We start from the raw sequence: 17396 nt of genomic DNA on the forward strand, positions 1-17396 counted from the left end.
AACTATCTTCCCAATATAGGGAAGAAGCAAAAGGAAGATGAGCAATGAAATGGACAGATTCTCGCGATATCGCGATTGAACTTTGTGACAAGTTTCCAGATGTCGATCCAAAAACAGTGCGTTTTACCGATCTTCATCAATGGATCATGGAGTTAGATGAGTTTGACGATGAGCCAAACCGTTCTAATGAAAAGATTCTAGAAGCCGTTATCATGTGCTGGATGGACGAAGCAGACTAAGTCTGTAAAACACAGCCTAGTTAACAATTCTTACTAAAAAAAGCGGACCTTTAGGTCCGTTTTTTTATCCAATTGACATTTTTGCCCTACATAATGCTAACATCCGTGAGTTATTAAAAAGAAGCAGCGTAGGCAACGCTGCTATAAGACAAGGAGAAACCATGTCTACACAGATGTCTGTATTTTTAAGTCAAGAGTCGGCAGCACCACATTGGGGTGAAAAAGCACTGCTTTCATTCGCTGAAAACGGCGCAACTATTCACTTAGGTGAAGGTTATGATCTCGGCGCAATTCAACGTGCAGCTCGTCAGCTAGATGGCCAAGGAATTCGTTCTATTTTTCTTTCTGGTGATAACTGGGATCTAGAGAGCGTATGGGCTTTCCACCAAGGGTTCCGTAACCCTAAAAAACATGGCTCAGTTGAGTGGGCTGCATTGTCTGATGAAGATCAAGCAGAGCTTCAAGCTCGTATTACTTCGACTGATTTTACCCGCGATATTATCAACAAAACGGCAGAAGAAGTTGCTCCTCGTCAGCTAGCGACAATGGCTGCTGAATTCATCAAATCTGTTGCGCCGAAAGGCACGGTGAAAGCACGTATCGTCAAAGACAAAGACTTGTTGGCAGAAGGTTGGGAAGGTATTTACGCAGTAGGCCGTGGTTCTGAGCGTACTTCTGCGATGCTTCAGTTAGACTACAACCCAACTGGTGACGAAAACGCACCTGTATTCGCATGTCTTGTGGGTAAAGGCATCACCTTTGATTCCGGTGGTTACAGCTTGAAGCCTTCTACCTTCATGAGTGCAATGAAAGCAGATATGGGTGGCTCGGGTACTATCACTGGTGGCCTAGGATTAGCTATCTTGCGCGGTTTAAACAAGCGCGTAAAACTGATCTTGTGTTGTGCTGAGAACATGGTTTCTGGCCGTGCCCTTAAGCTTGGCGACATCATCACTTACAAAAACGGCAAAACCGTTGAGATTATGAATACCGACGCGGAAGGTCGCTTGGTGCTTGCAGACGGTCTTATCTACGCCAGTGAGCAAAAGCCTGAGTTAATCATTGACTGCGCGACGCTAACAGGCGCAGCGAAGAATGCGTTAGGTAACGATTACCATGCGCTAATGAGCTTTGATGATGAGCTATCGCATCAAGCGCTTACGGCGGCAAGCCAGGAAAAAGAAGGCTTGTGGCCGCTACCACTTGCTGATTTCCATCGAGAAATGCTGCCATCTAATTTTGCCGATTTATCGAATATCAGCTCTGGTGATTATTCTCCAGGTGCAAGTACTGCAGCTGCATTCTTGTCTTACTTCGTTGAGGACTACAAAAAAGGCTGGTTACATTTCGACTGTGCGGGTACGTATCGTAAAGCCGCTTCTGATAAATGGGCTGCGGGAGCAACGGGTATGGGTGTTCGTACACTTGCTCGTTTCCTCAATGAGCAAGCTGGAAAATAAGATTGATTGCAGCACTCTCTTGTTTGAGTGCTGCTCTTACCCAGTAAGTCACTTTAAAAGCACAACTATTATTACAAGTACAGAAAGGAAATTTTATGGCTCTAGAAAGAACATTTTCAATCATTAAGCCTGATGCTGTAGAGCGAAACCTAATTGGTGAAATCTACAATCGTATTGAAAAGGCTGGCCTACGTATCATCGCTGCCAAAATGGTTCACCTGACAGAAGATCAGGCAAGCGGCTTTTATGCAGAGCATGAAGGTAAAGAGTTTTTCCCTCCTCTAAAAGAGTTCATGACATCTGGTCCTATTATGGTTCAGGTATTGGAAGGCGAAAATGCGATTGCACGTTACCGCGAGCTAATGGGTAAAACCAACCCAGAGGACGCGGCATGTGGCACTTTGCGTGCTGATTACGCACTCAGCATGCGTCACAATTCAGTTCATGGTTCAGATAGCCCTGAGTCTGCCGCTCGTGAAATTGAGTTTTTCTTCCCTGAATCAGAAGTTTTCTCTCGCTAACTCGTTCATGCATCACTTTTGCGTGATGATCTAGTTCGTAATAACCTCGGAATTGTCCGAGGTTTTTTATTCCGCATTCTCCATTTCACCGGCGAGTTCATTCGTAATTATTCGCGAAGATGTTGGCTAATCTGAGCATCTTACAGGGGTGAAAGCTTAGTTACGTGTGTTTGTTCTCACTGTTTTCTCTGTACCACTTCTACGCTTTTGTTGTCGGTTGTCTAATCATTATTCTCACCGTAAAGCCTGATTAAAATTTAATCGTTTTTATTTTAATGCCTTAGCAAACTCAGGGTCTTACACCCCTTGTTGTAGCTGCATAAAGGCTGTACAATTCGCGCCCTTATTCTTGTTTCAGTCATTGAGAGGCAACATGACCACTGAAAAAATCAATCTACTCGACTTTGATCGCAAAGGCATGCGTCAGTTTTTCGCGGAAGAACTTGGCGAGAAAGCGTTTCGTGCCGATCAGGTTATGAAGTGGATCTACCATTTCGGTGTAGATGACTTCGAAAAAATGACAAACATCAACAAGAAGCTGCGCGAAAAGCTTTTACACAAGTGTGAAATTAAAGCACCAACTGTAGCAGAAGCTCAGCATTCTTCAGACGGCACGATCAAGTGGGCAATGAAGGTTGGTGATCAGGATGTAGAAACGGTTTACATTCCAGAAGATGATCGCGCAACGCTTTGTGTATCTTCTCAAGTAGGTTGTGCATTGGAATGTAAGTTCTGCTCAACAGCACAGCAGGGCTTTAACCGTAACTTGAAAGTTTCAGAGATCATCGGTCAGGTGTGGCGTGCTGCACGTGAAATTGGTCTTGAGAAAGAAACAGGCCGTCGCCCAATTACGAACGTCGTGATGATGGGTATGGGTGAGCCGCTTCTTAATATGAAGAACTTGATTCCAGCACTGGAGTTAATGTTGGATGACCTTGGCTTTGGTTTGTCGAAGCGTCGCGTAACCGTATCAACATCAGGTGTGGTTTCTGGTCTTGATCAGATGACGGGCAAAATCGACGTTGCGTTGGCGATCTCTCTTCATGCGCCAAACGATAAGCTGCGTAGTGAAATCATGCCAATTAACGATCGTTGGGATATTCAAGATTTCCTAGCATCCGTTCGTCGTTACATTGCTTCATCGAATGCAAACCGTGGCAAGGTAACAGTCGAGTACGTGTTGCTTGATCATGTGAACGATGACATGGACCATGCACGCGAGCTGGCTGAATTGATGAAAGACACACCATGTAAGATTAACTTGATTCCGTTTAACCCGTACCCAGGTTCACCTTACAAGAAACCAAGTAACTCACGTATTGATCGCTTCCAAAAAACATTGATGCAATACGAGCACACAGTTACGGTTCGTAAAACACGTGGTGATGACATTGATGCCGCATGTGGTCAGTTGGTCGGTGATGTAATTGACCGAACTAAACGTACGGCAATGCTGAAAGCGTCACGCGGTGCCGATACCATTGAAGTGAAAGCTGTATAAACGACCGGAATTCAAAAATAGCCAGAGCCATTCGCTCTGGCTATTTTGTTTATTGTTTAGGACATTTTCGCCAAGATTTGGGACTATCACTCTTCAACCTAAGGTTATTTGGGTATAATTTCGAATTCCTTTGTCAAAGTTTGGACAAAAGCTTGAGCTATCTGTTAGTTTGAGTGTAAAGAGTTTTTGTCTTCGTTGCGCATTCGCTTATCATGATATGTAACACTAACGATGACACCGATAATTCTCAGCACTTTCTCACATACGTTTTGCTGATTTTTGCAAAACGGGTATTCGCACTCAGATCGCTGAGAGTTTCTTAAAATTATTATTTTTGGTTAACGCGTTTTGGCTAGCTATCTTTAAAGAGGCTTAAGAAAAATAACGAAAATACATGACCACGTTAGCCACTAAAACAGATTAAATACCGCCATTATGACAGAACACGAAAATACGAATGAAGTGCCACTCTCTATTGAAGCTGGCACATTACTGAAAAACAAACGTGAATCCTTGGGAATGAGCCAAAAGCAAGTTGCCGACCGCCTGAGGCTTCGCATTTCTGTGATTGAAGATATTGAAAATAACCGATTTGAATCTCAACAAGTCGCGACATTTACGCGTGGTTACTTACGCTCTTACGCTAAATTCGTAGGTCTTGATGAGAAGGTGGTTTTGACGGCGTTAGAGCAGACTGCCGATGCTCAGCCTCAAGAGCAAGAAATTGAAATGCAAAGCTTCTCTCGTAAAACAAAAGACGAGAAGCACAATAGCCGTATTATGCTCCTTACTTGGGTTATCGGGCTAGTCATTATTGGCATTTCAGCTGCATGGTGGTGGCAAAACCAACAAGAGAATAGCCTAACTAAGGAAGTAACGGATTCAAGTGTTGAAGCGCCGCAGCCCACTGCTCAAGAATTAGCTGATATCGATTTGATGACGGCTGAAGAGTTAATCGCAAGCACTCCTGAAGAAGTTGCTTCAACTAATGAAGGTGTTGCTGAATTGACTGAAGCACCCGTTGAGCAAGGGGCGGATCCTTTGCTGACTGAAACTGAAAATACAACAAGCGTAGATTCTGAAGAACCTGTTGCCGTGATTGAAGCGGCGGAAGAGGAACAGCCTGCGCCAGTAGTACCTGAAGGCATGACACTTCTTACTATGAAGTTTAAAGCGGACTGTTGGATTCAAGTAAAAGACACCAATGGTAAAACGCTGGTAAGTGGTACTCATAAGCCAGGACAAGATGTAGAACTTACCGGAAAAGCGCCATTTAAAGTGATATTAGGCGCACCGGAAGGGGTTACAATGACATTTGCAAGTGAACCTGTCGACCTTTCTGGGTATACTTCAGGCAAAGTAGCTAGATTCACTCTACCGTTATAAAAAATTATGCAACACGAATCTCCAATTATTCGTCGTAAATCGACGCGTATTTATGTGGGTGATGTGCCAATTGGTGATGGTGCGCCAATTGCAGTACAGTCAATGACTAACACTCGCACGACTGACGTAGAAGCGACAGTCGCTCAAATCCGAGCACTAGAAAAAGTCGGCGCAGATATCGTTCGAGTTTCTGTACCTACGATGGACGCAGCAGAAGCTTTCAAACTGATTAAACAGCAAGTTTCTGTACCATTAGTGGCTGATATTCATTTCGACTATCGTATCGCGCTGAAAGTGGCGGAGTACGGAGTTGACTGTTTACGTATCAACCCAGGTAACATCGGCAATGAAGAGCGCATTCGCGCTGTTGTTGATTGCGCTCGCGATAAAAATATCCCGATCCGTATTGGTGTCAATGGTGGATCTTTGGAAAAAGATCTACAGATGAAATACGGTGAGCCTACGCCAGAAGCCTTGGTTGAATCGGCGATGCGTCACGTAGATCATCTCGATCGTCTTAACTTTGACCAATTTAAAGTTAGCGTGAAAGCTTCAGACGTTTTTCTTGCGGTGGATTCATATCGTCTGCTGGCGAAGAAAATCGATCAGCCTCTTCATTTAGGTATCACAGAGGCGGGTGGTGCTCGAGCTGGCGCTGTTAAGTCATCTGTTGGCTTAGGTATGCTGTTATCTGAAGGGATAGGCGATACGCTGCGTATCTCTTTGGCTGCCGATCCAGTTGAAGAAATCAAAGTCGGTTTCGACATCCTTAAATCTCTGCGCATTCGCTCTCGAGGCATCAACTTTATTGCGTGCCCAAGCTGCTCACGCCAAGAATTCGATGTGATTGGTACGGTGAATGCACTGGAGCAACGTTTAGAAGACATCATCACGCCAATGGATGTGTCTATCATCGGTTGTGTGGTAAACGGCCCTGGTGAAGCAGAAGTTTCTCACTTAGGTCTAGCAGGTAGTAACAAGAAGAGCGCATTCTACGAAGATGGTAAACGCCAGAAAGAGCGCTTTGATAACGATGACCTTGTGAATAAGCTAGAAGCTAAGATCCGTGCGAAAGCAGCTATGATGAATGGCGAAAACCGCATCGAAGTTAAAGTACAAGATTAATCTCAACGAGAATTACGGTAAGTATTGTGGCAAAAACAATTCAAGCAATTCGAGGCATGAACGATTGCCTCCCAACTCAGTCGCCACTGTGGCAAAAACTAGAAAACACAGTGAAAAATGTAATTAGCGCATACGGTTATAACGAAGTGCGCATGCCAATCGTTGAAGAAACAAACCTATTCAGCCGCGCTGTTGGTGAAGAAACAGACGTCGTTTCAAAAGAAATGTACACCTTTGATGACCGTAACGGCGACAGCCTAACACTTCGCCCTGAAGGTACGGCGGGTTGTGTACGTTCATGTATTCAAAACAGCCTTATCAACCGTGATGAACAGCGTCTGTGGTACATGGGGCCTATGTTCCGCCATGAACGTCCGCAGAAAGGTCGTTACCGTCAATTCCACCAGTGTGGTGTTGAGGTGTTTGGTCTAAATGGTCCAGATGTTGATGCAGAGCTTATCATGATGACGGCGCGTTTATGGCGTGAGCTAGGTATCAATGAACATGTTCGTCTTGAGCTGAACTCTATCGGTTCTCAAGAAGACCGCGCAGACTACCGTACTGCACTGGTTGCATTCCTTGAGCAACATATTGATGTGCTAGATGAAGATTGTAAGCGTCGCATGCACACGAACCCACTGCGTGTTCTGGATACGAAGAACCCAGACGTTCAAGCTATTTTAGGTGATGCGCCTCGCCTTTCAGATTACTTGGGTGAAGAATCTAAAGCACACTTCGCAGGTCTATGTGAACTTTTAGACGCTGCAGGTATCAAATACACAGTTAACGAACGTCTAGTTCGTGGTCTGGATTACTACAATCGCACGGTATTTGAGTGGATCACTGAGAGCCTAGGTGCTCAAGGCACTGTATGTGGCGGTGGTCGTTACGATGGTCTTGTAGAGCAATTAGGTGGTAAACCAACACCAGCGGTTGGCTTTGCAATGGGCCTAGAGCGTCTAGTACTGATGCTAGAAACGTTGGAACTGACAGACGTTCGTCGCAGTGTTGACGTGTACGTAGTCACAGCGGGTGAAGGCACCATGATGGCAGGAATGAAGCTAGCAGAACAGCTTCGCGAGTCTGTTCCAGGCGTTCGTGTGATGAATCACTTCGGTGGCGGTAACTTCAAGAAACAGTTTAAACGCGCAGACAAAGTTGGTGCTGTTGTAGCATTGGTTCTGGGCGAAAACGAAGTTGCGGATAATACCGTAGTACTGAAAGACTTAGCTGGTGGTGAGCAAGAGACTTACAACCAAGCAGAAGTTGCAGAAAAGATCGCAGCACTGATTTAAGTCTTTTAGTAATCTAACAAAATTACATCCTAGTTCGTAAGCTAAGGCTCCCAAATGTGGAGCCTTTAAACGAAATAGGAACAATGGCAGCTAAGCTGCCATTTACATGTTTTAAGAGGACAGGAAGTGGAACTTTACGATACTGAAGAACAACAAGTTGAAGCCATTAAAGACTGGTGGAAGGAAAACGGCAAAGCCGTCATCATCGGTGCGGTCGTTGGTTTAGGTGGTCTATTTGGCTGGCGTTACTACCAGGATTCTGTGATTCAGGCGAGTGAAGCAGCTTCTCAAAGCTACACGACAGCAATGAATGCTTTGCAAGACAAAGGCACTGATGCTCAAGCTGACGTGAAAGCTTTCATTGAGTCAAATGAAGTAAAAGAATACTCAGTATTGGCTGCGCTACAACTTGCTAAAGCACAAGTTGAAGCTCAAGACCTTTCTGCTGCATTGGAGCAACTGAAGTGGGCGCAAAGCAACATTCAAGATGCTGCGTTGTTACCATTGATTAGTTACCGCATTGCGCGTATTGAGACGGAAATGGGTAACTTCGACGCTGCAACGGCAGAGCTAAGTAACGTCACTGATACAGCATGGACAGGTCGTATTGCTGAACTTCGTGGCGATATTGCGATTCGCCAAGGTGACAAAGATGCTGCGTACGCTGCGTATACTGAAGCTCAGCAAGCGGTAGATGCAAGCCCGACACTACAAATGAAATTGGACGATCTGGCGAAATAAGGACCGCATTGGATGAAAAGAGTCTTTAAGAAAGCCTTGCTAGGGGCGTTAACAATGGGAGTACTTGCCGGTTGTGCAGGTGAGAAAGACACCATTGTAATGGCGCCACTACCTCAGGTAGACAGTCAGTTTACAACCAGTAGTGAGTGGAGCACATCGGTTGGCGATGGTGTCGGTCATTACTTTTCAAAGCTATCCCCTGTATTTGCGAATGATACATTGTTCGTGGCAAGTCGTGATGGCTTAGTAAAAGCGCTGGATCCTGAGAATGGTAAACAACGTTGGCAAACGGACCTAGAAGAAGATGTCATTGCTCGTCTCTCTGGTGGTATCACAGCGGCATACGGAAACCTTTACATTGGCTCTGAGAATGGTGAAGTCATCTCTCTTGACCAAGAAACAGGTGAAATTGTTTGGCGTGTAAAAGTTGGTGGTGAGGTACTGGCGAAGCCAGTTGCAGATTCAGGCCTTATTATCATCAATACTAGCCGAGGCATGTTGATTGCCCTTAATGAGAGTACAGGTGAGCAACGCTGGGCATTGAGTACAGAAGTGCCGAACTTAACTTTACGTGGCGACAGTACTCCAACTGCAATTGGCGGCGGTGTATTTTGGGGAACGGCAAATGGCCGACTCGCAGCTGCTATCGTTGAGCGTGGTCAGTTGATTTGGCAACAGCCTGTTGGTACGCCAAAAGGCGCGACAGAAATTGATCGTTTGGTTGACGTTGATTCATCGCCAATTGTGCTAGGCGGTACTCTTTTCACCATTGGATACAATGGTCAACTTATCGCCATTGACTTGCGTTCAGCGAACCCGATTTGGAAACGTAATTACTCATCTGCGACAGACATTTCTACAGATGGTAGTCGCATCTTTGTGATAACGGAAAAAGATCATGTTGTTGCCGTTGATTCACGAAGCGGGACTGAGTTGTGGGAAAACAGCTTGCTTGAGCACCGACAACTTACAGCGCCAGTTATTGTTGGCAATTATCTCGTTGTCGGTGACACGCTTGGTTACCTTCACTGGATGGATCGTTCAACGGGCGAATTTGTTGCGCAGCAGTTTGTCGATGATAGTGGCTTGGCAGTTGGCCCGACGTTATTGTCGGATGGTTATGTGATTACAACTCGCAACGGCGATGTAAAGAAACTAACCATTAACGAATAATATCGTGATATAATTCACATTCGGCTCCTGGCTGGTGACAGCTAGGAGCCGTTTTGTTGTTTGAATTTATTAACCCTGACGTGGTTATAGGTAAAAAGCTGGTTTGATTTGGCATCGAGCAAGTCGTTACCTATAACTACAGAAGAAAGATTATTGTAGAGGTTGTTATGGTACCTGTTGTAGCTCTAGTAGGGCGTCCGAACGTAGGTAAATCTACACTATTTAACCGATTGACTCGCACTCGTGACGCGTTGGTTGCGGACTTTCCAGGCCTAACGCGAGACCGTAAATATGGCCAGGCGAGACTTGGTGAAGAGCACGAATTCATTGTGATTGATACTGGTGGTATCGATGGCACAGAAGAAGGCGTGGAAACAAAGATGGCAGAACAGTCATTAGCCGCGATTGATGAGGCTGATGTTGTATTGTTCCTTGTTGACGGTCGTGCTGGTCTGACACCTTCAGATGAAGCAATTGCTGCGCATCTGCGTAAAATTGAAAAGCCAGCGATGCTGGTAGTAAACAAAATCGATGGTATTGATGCCGATGCGGCGTGTGCTGACTTTTGGCAGCTCGGCGTGGATGATATGTACCAGATTGCGGCCGCTCATGGCCGTGGTGTGACCGCTTTGCTTGAGCGTGCTTTATCTCCATTCTTTGATGATCTACTAACAAGTGAATCTGAAGAAGGTGAGATTGAAGACCTGACTGGATTCGAAGACGAAGAGCCTCTTGTTGAAGATTACACTGAAGAAGACGCAGAAGCAGAGTTCAAACGCCTTCAAGAGCAGCCGATTAAGTTGGCGATCATCGGTCGTCCTAACGTAGGTAAATCGACACTGACTAACCGTATTCTGGGTGAAGAACGTGTGGTTGTATACGATATGCCTGGTACAACGCGCGATTCTATCTACATCCCGATGGAGCGTGATGGACGCGAATACGTACTAATTGATACCGCAGGTGTTCGTCGTCGTGGTCGTATCAATGAAACGGTTGAAAAGTTCTCTGTTGTTAAGACGCTGAAAGCGGTAGAAGATGCAAACGTCGTTCTACTGGTGATTGATGCACGTGAAAATATTTCAGACCAAGACCTAAGCTTGCTTGGTTTTGCACTGAATGCTGGCCGCTCAATTGTCATCGCCGTTAACAAGTGGGATGGTCTAGACAGTGACGTGAAAGAAAGCGTGAAGAAAGAACTGGACCGCCGTCTAGGATTCGTCGACTTCGCGCGTATCCACTTTATCTCTGCGCTGCACGGTACTGGCGTTGGTCACTTGTTTGAATCTATTCAAGAAGCATATAACTCGGCGACAACGCGTGTGGGTACGTCAGTACTGACGCGTATCATGAAGATGGCTGTGGATGATCACCAACCGCCAATGGTTCGTGGTCGTCGTATCAAACTCAAATACGCACACGCAGGTGGTTACAACCCACCGATCGTTGTTATCCACGGTAACATGGTTCGTGAATTGCCAGATTCGTATAAACGTTATCTGATGAACTACTTCCGTAAGTCTCTGGAAATTATGGGAACACCGATTCGCATTAACTTCCACAACAGTGATAACCCATACGAGAACCGTACGAATAAGCTTACGCTATCACAAGAGCGTAAACGCAAACGTATGATGTCGATGGTGAAAAACCGCAATAAATAATGAAATTCGAATACCCAAGTTTCTACTTGGGTATTTTTTTATCAAAAGTAATCGTAAAAATGACTATCACAGCAACAAAGACTCGTTTTTGTCATCAAACATGGCAATTAGAAGCACAAATACAGCTCGTTCAATCTACGGAAGAAGTGACTTACGTTATTACAGATGTCACGCCGTTCCATCCCGTTAGTCACATATGGCCGGATCACCCTGCAGATAAAGGAACGTTGAAGGTGAATGGGTCTGAGCATGACGTAGTAGATTGCCAAGTTGGAGCAGTGGAGCAGGAGAGTGGTGCTTTGTATGTGGGTAGTGACATCCCTGTAAAGCGTGATGCTGAAGGTTGGGTGTTTGTCGTCGTGCATGTTTTATCACGTACGGAATCATTTGCAATTAATGACTTGGTAACATTAGCGGTAGATAAAGACTATCAAAATGCTGTGAGTCGAGGCCACACTGCAGGACACTTAGCGTATTTGGCGTTGAATAAAGTACTATCGGAAGACTATTGGCGAAAAGACGCAGACCGCAAAGACCCACATGGTTATTATGACTTTAATAGCTATGCGCAAGTTACTAGTTATGTCACTCCAGACAAGTGCCTCGATACGTACCGTTTAGGCAAAACACTCCGTAAAAGAGGATTAAACAGTGCAGATATGCTGAATGACCTCCAGGCGATTGCAGAAAAAGTGAATGGCCAACTGGTTGAATGGCTTCAAAGAGATGCGATGATCACCATGGAATGCCACGGTGACAGATTAACGGATTCTCGCTATTGGAAGTGCGATTTAGGGGAAGGTCAATTAGCGGTAATCCCTTGTGGTGGAACGCATGCGAGCCATTTAAATGAGTTTGCTTTTATCCAAGTTAAACTCGTTAAGCTCGACGCTCAAACTATCGAAATGCACACCAATGTAAACACTGCTTTTTGAATAAGATCTTTTTATTAAATTCTGATTTTTCGTTTAATTAAATCTCTTTAAGGTTTTTTATTCTATCTTAAATTGGAATGCAGAATATGTAACTTATGCTTTCGGTGTGTGGTTATATAAATATTCTTTTAAGGGGTGATCGCTGATCAAGGAGTAAATATCAGACGATCAGTATAAGATCCTACGTATCAAGTATGGTTAACGCCTCGTGAAACTTGTTGGGGCGGTGATGAAGATCAACATACTTGTTCGTTATTTTGAGTAGCATGCGTTACTCGAAATTGCTTAGTTTAGAGAGAGGAACGGGATATGCAGCAGAACATTTGCCCGACTTGCAATGTCGAACTGGAATGGACAGGACAATACCATTGTGCACAGTGTGAATCGGATTTTAAAAAAGTAGGTTTTTGCCCTGATTGTGAGGCGGAGCTGGAGAAGCTGCAAGCATGCGGTGCTGCGAGTTACTTTTGTAATGTGTGTAATGAACTCAAATCAAAATCACGTGTCCGATTTGAGTTCCAGAAAATCAGTTAACCAGAGTTTGTATTCAGTTAACGGTAGAGCGAACGTCGCCTTCGGCTAATCGAGTAATCAATACATCTCCCGATTTTACATCTGAAGATTGAGTAATCACTTTACCTTGCTCAGTTTGAGTAATTGAGTAACCTCGTTTCAATGTCGCTAGTGGGCTGACGGTGTCTAATTTCTCTGCAGCAATCGCGAGTTGATGGCGCATAGTCAGTAATTTGCGATCCATTGCATCCATGAGCTTTTGCTCAACACGTTCTAGCTTCGACTTCTGCTCGGCAAGGCGTGTTACAGGAGAATTTAATTGCAGCCGATAATGTTGACGCTCGATTCGCTGTTGACGCAAGGCAATAAAACGACTCATCGCTCGCTGTAAGCGCATGTCCAACTCATCTAACTGTTGCGTCTGACGTTGCAAGCGATAGCTTGGGTGCTGTCTCTCTAGACGGTGCACTAATTGAGCAAATTGCTGCTTTTGTTGTGCTAGGTAGTAACGCATCGCGCTCGCTAACTTATGCTGGCGGGTAACTAAAGCTTGATCTTTGTGGCTGTTATCACGGCTTACTAGCTCAGCGGCTGCTGATGGAGTAGGCGCGCGTACGTCGGCGACAAAATCAGCTATTGTCACGTCAACTTCATGTCCAACGGCGCTAATAATAGGAATTTGGCTTGCTGCAATCGTGCGAGCTAATATCTCGTTGTTAAAGCACCATAAGTCTTCTAATGAACCACCACCTCGGCCCACAATTAGTACATCACATTCATCACGGCTGTTAGCGCGACCAATGGCTTGTGCAATTTGAATGGCTGCGTCCTCACCTTGTACCACTGTCGGATAAATCACAACAGGTAGGGAAGGATCACGACGTTTCAATACGTCTAAGATATCGTAAAGCGCGGCACCAGTTTTCGATGTGATGACGCCAACACGTTTAGGGTGCTCAGGCAAAGATTTCTTATTGATTTGCGCGAACAACCCTTCTGCTGCAAGCTTCATTTTCAGCTCTTCAAACTCTTGTTGAAGACGGCCATCACCTTCCGGTTGCATGCTTTCGATGATCAATTGGTAGTCACCGCGAGGCTCATAAAGAGACAGACGAGCTTTTACTAGGACTTGATTACCGTTAGCGGGTTTGAAAGTAACGCGGCGATTGTTACCACGAAACATGGCACATTTAACTTGAGCGCGAGAGTCTTTAAGAGTGAGGTACCAGTGACCAGAGACAGGAGCTGAAAAGTTGGATATCTCTCCGACGAGCCAAACGATCCCCATTTCGTTTTCAAGGAGTAAACGAACTTCTGCGTTGAGACGAGAAACAGTAAAGATGTTTTGATTGGTCTTGGAGAGCACAGCTAATCTCTTAGACGTGAGTATGGAAATTAGCGGCAATATAATACATAGCAAGGGGGTAATTGCAAGAAAAAAATTAAAAAATTTGTGGTCAAGCGATTGCGTTAACCGTATAATCCCTCCGCAATATCTAATCCAAATGTAGCTAGTTGCTAACGCAGGTTACCCTCATTATGCGAAACGATGAGATTGGATTGTTCTTTTTACTCCTCTAATTGTGAGATATTGCAAATGCTAAGAATTGCCAAAGAAGCGCTGACATTCGATGACGTACTACTTGTGCCAGCACACTCCACCGTTCTCCCAAACACAGCTGATCTTCGCACTCAGCTAACTAAGAACATCACCCTAAACATCCCAATGATTTCAGCGTCTATGGACACTGTTACTGAAGCTCGTCTAGCAATTGCGCTAGCGCAAGAGGGTGGCATTGGCTTTATCCACAAGAACATGTCTATTGAGCAGCAGGCAGCCGAAGTTCGTAAAGTTAAGAAGTTCGAAGCTGGTATGGTAACTGACGCGGTTACTGTAAACCCTGACGCGACCATCGCTGATGTTGTTGCACTCACTGAAAAGCATGGTTTTGCAGGTTTCCCTGTTGTCACTGAGAGCAATGAGCTTGTTGGTATTATCACTGGTCGTGACGTTCGTTTTGTGACGGACCTTTCTAAGAAAGTATCTTCAGTAATGACGCCAAAAGAGAAGTTGGCAGCAGTTAAAGAAGGTGCAACACGAGAAGAAGTGCAAGAGAAAATGCACGAAGCTCGTGTAGAGAAAGTATTGGTTGTGAATGATGAGTTCCAACTAACCGGTATGATTACTGCGAAAGACTTCCACAAAGCAGAACGTAAACCAAACGCATGTAAAGATGAGCGTGGTCGCCTACGTGTTGGCGCAGCAGTTGGTGCTGGTGCGGGTAACGAAGAGCGTGTTGCTGCTCTAGTTGAAGCAGGCGTTGACATTCTACTTATCGACTCTTCACACGGACATTCTGAAGGTGTACTAAACCGCATCCGCGAAACTCGCGCTGCTTACCCAGATCTAGACATCATCGGTGGTAACGTAGCAACAGGTGCTGGTGCTAAAGCACTAATCGAAGCTGGCGTAAGCGCAGTGAAAGTGGGTATCGGCCCTGGTTCTATCTGTACAACTCGTATTGTAACGGGTGTGGGAGTTCCACAAATCACTGCAATCGCAGATGCGGCAGAAGTGGCTAATGATTATGGTATTCCGGTTATTGCTGACGGTGGTATCCGTTTCTCAGGTGATATCTGTAAAGCAATCGTAGCTGGCGCATCATGTGTGATGGTTGGTTCTATGTTTGCAGGTACTGAAGAAGCGCCGGGTGAAGTGATTCTATACAACGGCCGTTCTTACAAGTCTTACCGTGGCATGGGTTCTCTTGGTGCTATGTCTCAAGGTTCTTCTGACCGTTACTTCCAGTCTGACAACGCAGCGGACAAGCTAGTACCAGAAGGTATCGAAGGTCGTATCGCATACAAAGGCCGTCTAAAAGAGATCGTACACCAACAAATGGGTGGTCTACGTTCAAGCATGGGTCTAACTGGTTCTGCAACTATCGAAGATATGCGTACGAAAGCTGAATTTGTACGTATCTCTGGTGCTGGTATGCAAGAGTCTCATGTACACGATGTTCAAATTACTAAGGAAGCACCGAACTACCGTCTAGGGAACTAATTACCTAACGGAAACGTTTGCTTTTTCCTTGAAGCATTAAGAAGAGGCGAGTACACTCGCCTCGGTTTTAATCACTTAGCCTTAAAAAGACTGCTCAAAATGACTAAAAATATCCATGACCAACGTATTCTGATCTTGGACTTCGGTTCTCAGTACACTCAATTAGTAGCACGCCGCGTACGTGAAATCGGCGTTTACTGTGAACTATGGAGCTGGGATGTAGAAGAAGCGGATATTCGCGAATTCAACCCAGATGGCATTATCCTATCTGGCGGTCCAGAAAGCGTAACGGAAGAGAACTCTCCACGCGCGCCTCAATATGTGTTTGATTCTGGTGTTCCTTTGCTTGGCGTATGTTACGGCATGCAAACCATGGCGGAACAGTTAGGAGGCAAAGTAGCGGGCTCTAACGAACGTGAGTTTGGCTACGCTCAGGTTAAAGTTTCTGGTGAATGTGCTCTATTTAAAGACCTTGAAGCAACTCAAGACGTTTGGATGAGCCATGGCGACAAAGTAGTAGAGATCCCAGCCGATTTCGTAAAAGTTGGTGAGACAGACACTTGTCCTTACGCTGCGATGGCGAACGAAGAGAAGAAATACTACGGCGTTCAGTTCCACCCAGAAGTGACACACACAAAAGGTGGCCTACAAATGCTTGAGAACTTTGTTCTTGGCGTATGTGGCTGTGAGCGTCTATGGACTTCGGAATCTATCATCGAAGACGCGGTTGCTCGCATTAAAGAGCAAGTGGGTGACGACGAAGTTATCCTAGGTCTATCTGGTGGTGTTGATTCATCGGTAGTTGCGATGCTGGTTCACCGTGCAATCGGCGACAAGCTAACGTGTGTATTTGTTGATAACGGTCTACTGCGTCTAAACGAAGGTCAACAAGTAATGGATATGTTCGGCGACCAATTTGGTTTGAACATCATCAAAGTTGACGCTGAAGAACGCTTCCTCAAAGCACTTGAAGGCAAGTCTGACCCAGAAGAGAAGCGTAAGACTATCGGTCACGTATTCGTAGATGTATTCGATGAAGAGTCTAAGAAGCTGAAAAATGCGAAATGGCTAGCTCAAGGTACGATTTACCCTGATGTAATCGAGTCAGCTGCATCTAAGACTGGTAAAGCGCACGTGATCAAATCGCACCACAACGTGGGCGGTCTTCCCGATGACATGGAAATGGGTCTTGTTGAGCCACTACGTGAGCTGTTCAAAGATGAAGTACGTAAGATTGGTCTAGAGCTAGGCCTGCCTTATAACATGCTTTACCGCCACCCATTCCCAGGTCCTGGTCTAGGTGTTCGTGTTCTTGGTGAAATCAAGAAAGAATACTGTGACTTGCTACGCCGTGCTGATGCTATCTTTATTGAAGAGCTTCACGCTGCAGACCTATATGACAAAGTATCTCAAGCGTTCACGGTATTCCTACCAGTACGTTCTGTTGGTGTAATGGGCGATGGCCGTAAATACGACTGGGTTGTATCACTGCGTGCAGTAGAAACCATCGACTTTATGACGGCACACTGGGCGCACCTACCATACGACTTCCTAGGTAAGGTATCTAACCGTATTATCAACGAAGTTGATGGCATTTCTCGTGTTGTTTACGACATTTCTGGTAAGCCACCAGCGACTATCGAGTGGGAATAATTTTCCTCTAGACAGTTGAGTTTATAAGAACCAGCCTTCGGGCTGGTTTTTTTGTACTTCAAGTTTGTGAAGAGGTGGCTCAACTTTTTTGTGAGAGATATATACATGCGGTTAAATTAAATATAT

Annotated in this window: 15 protein-coding genes; 14 read left to right on the forward strand and 1 reads right to left on the reverse strand. The window is 45.2% G+C overall.

The features are described 5' to 3' along the window. The first annotated feature begins 44 nt into the window (after positions 1-44). From iscX to IJ23_RS06565, 12 genes are all read left to right on the forward strand, one after another. Positions 45-239, forward strand: coding sequence for a Fe-S cluster assembly protein IscX (gene iscX, locus IJ23_RS06510; protein ID WP_005381711.1), 195 nt, complete (start codon positions 45-47; stop codon positions 237-239). A 161-nt stretch (positions 240-400) separates the two neighbouring features. Then, positions 401-1699, forward strand: a complete 1299-nt coding sequence (gene pepB, locus IJ23_RS06515; RefSeq protein ID WP_033905804.1) for an aminopeptidase PepB — start codon at positions 401-403, stop codon at positions 1697-1699. Between the two features lie 95 nt (positions 1700-1794). Beyond that, a complete protein-coding gene (gene ndk / locus IJ23_RS06520; protein WP_005381702.1) occupies positions 1795-2220 on the forward strand; it encodes a nucleoside-diphosphate kinase in 426 nt (141 codons plus the stop codon). 373 nt (positions 2221-2593) lie between these two features. After that, the gene (locus IJ23_RS06525) at positions 2594-3721 is read left to right on the forward strand and encodes a bifunctional tRNA (adenosine(37)-C2)-methyltransferase TrmG/ribosomal RNA large subunit methyltransferase RlmN (protein ID WP_017633913.1); all 1128 of its coding nucleotides are present in this window, start codon (positions 2594-2596) and stop codon (positions 3719-3721) included. 435 nt (positions 3722-4156) lie between these two features. After that, the gene (gene rodZ / locus IJ23_RS06530; RefSeq protein WP_005383707.1) at positions 4157-5107 is read left to right on the forward strand and encodes a cytoskeleton protein RodZ; all 951 of its coding nucleotides are present in this window, start codon (positions 4157-4159) and stop codon (positions 5105-5107) included. A gap of 6 nt (positions 5108-5113) precedes the next feature. Further along, a complete protein-coding gene (gene ispG / locus IJ23_RS06535) occupies positions 5114-6232 on the forward strand; it encodes a flavodoxin-dependent (E)-4-hydroxy-3-methylbut-2-enyl-diphosphate synthase (RefSeq protein WP_005381699.1) in 1119 nt (372 codons plus the stop codon). A gap of 26 nt (positions 6233-6258) precedes the next feature. Beyond that, the gene (hisS, locus tag IJ23_RS06540; protein WP_005381698.1) at positions 6259-7527 is read left to right on the forward strand and encodes a histidine--tRNA ligase; all 1269 of its coding nucleotides are present in this window, start codon (positions 6259-6261) and stop codon (positions 7525-7527) included. Positions 7528-7653: 126 nt separating this feature from the next. Then, on the forward strand, positions 7654-8268 hold the full coding sequence (locus IJ23_RS06545; RefSeq protein ID WP_033905806.1) for a YfgM family protein: 615 nt from the start codon (positions 7654-7656) through the stop codon (positions 8266-8268). Positions 8269-8280: 12 nt separating this feature from the next. Next, positions 8281-9441 (forward strand): outer membrane protein assembly factor BamB, encoded by a 1161-nt coding sequence (bamB, locus tag IJ23_RS06550; RefSeq protein WP_005381696.1) that lies wholly within the window; start codon positions 8281-8283, stop codon positions 9439-9441. A gap of 167 nt (positions 9442-9608) precedes the next feature. Further along, on the forward strand, positions 9609-11105 hold the full coding sequence (gene der, locus IJ23_RS06555; protein WP_017820569.1) for a ribosome biogenesis GTPase Der: 1497 nt from the start codon (positions 9609-9611) through the stop codon (positions 11103-11105). Positions 11106-11164: 59 nt separating this feature from the next. Beyond that, a complete protein-coding gene (locus tag IJ23_RS06560; RefSeq protein ID WP_033905865.1) occupies positions 11165-12040 on the forward strand; it encodes a metal-dependent hydrolase in 876 nt (291 codons plus the stop codon). Positions 12041-12349: 309 nt separating this feature from the next. After that, positions 12350-12574, forward strand: a complete 225-nt coding sequence (locus tag IJ23_RS06565) for a zinc ribbon domain-containing protein (RefSeq protein WP_012842112.1) — start codon at positions 12350-12352, stop codon at positions 12572-12574. Between the two features lie 13 nt (positions 12575-12587). Here the strand turns inward: IJ23_RS06565 and xseA are convergent, their stop codons facing one another. Further along, on the reverse strand, positions 12588-13919 hold the full coding sequence (gene xseA / locus IJ23_RS06570; RefSeq protein WP_033905808.1) for an exodeoxyribonuclease VII large subunit: 1332 nt from the start codon (positions 13917-13919) through the stop codon (positions 12588-12590). Between the two features lie 231 nt (positions 13920-14150). Here xseA and guaB point away from each other — a divergent pair, with 231 nt between their 5' ends. Next, on the forward strand, positions 14151-15617 hold the full coding sequence (gene guaB / locus IJ23_RS06575; RefSeq protein ID WP_017633908.1) for an IMP dehydrogenase: 1467 nt from the start codon (positions 14151-14153) through the stop codon (positions 15615-15617). A 99-nt stretch (positions 15618-15716) separates the two neighbouring features. After that, positions 15717-17270: a glutamine-hydrolyzing GMP synthase gene (guaA, locus tag IJ23_RS06580; RefSeq protein WP_005383721.1), complete on the forward strand. Its 1554-nt coding sequence runs from the start codon at positions 15717-15719 to the stop codon at positions 17268-17270. The last annotated feature ends 126 nt before the right edge of the window (positions 17271-17396 follow it).

It is taken from the genome of Vibrio sp. OY15 (assembly GCF_000742455.1).
Classification (GTDB): Bacteria; Pseudomonadota; Gammaproteobacteria; order Enterobacterales; family Vibrionaceae; genus Vibrio; species Vibrio alginolyticus.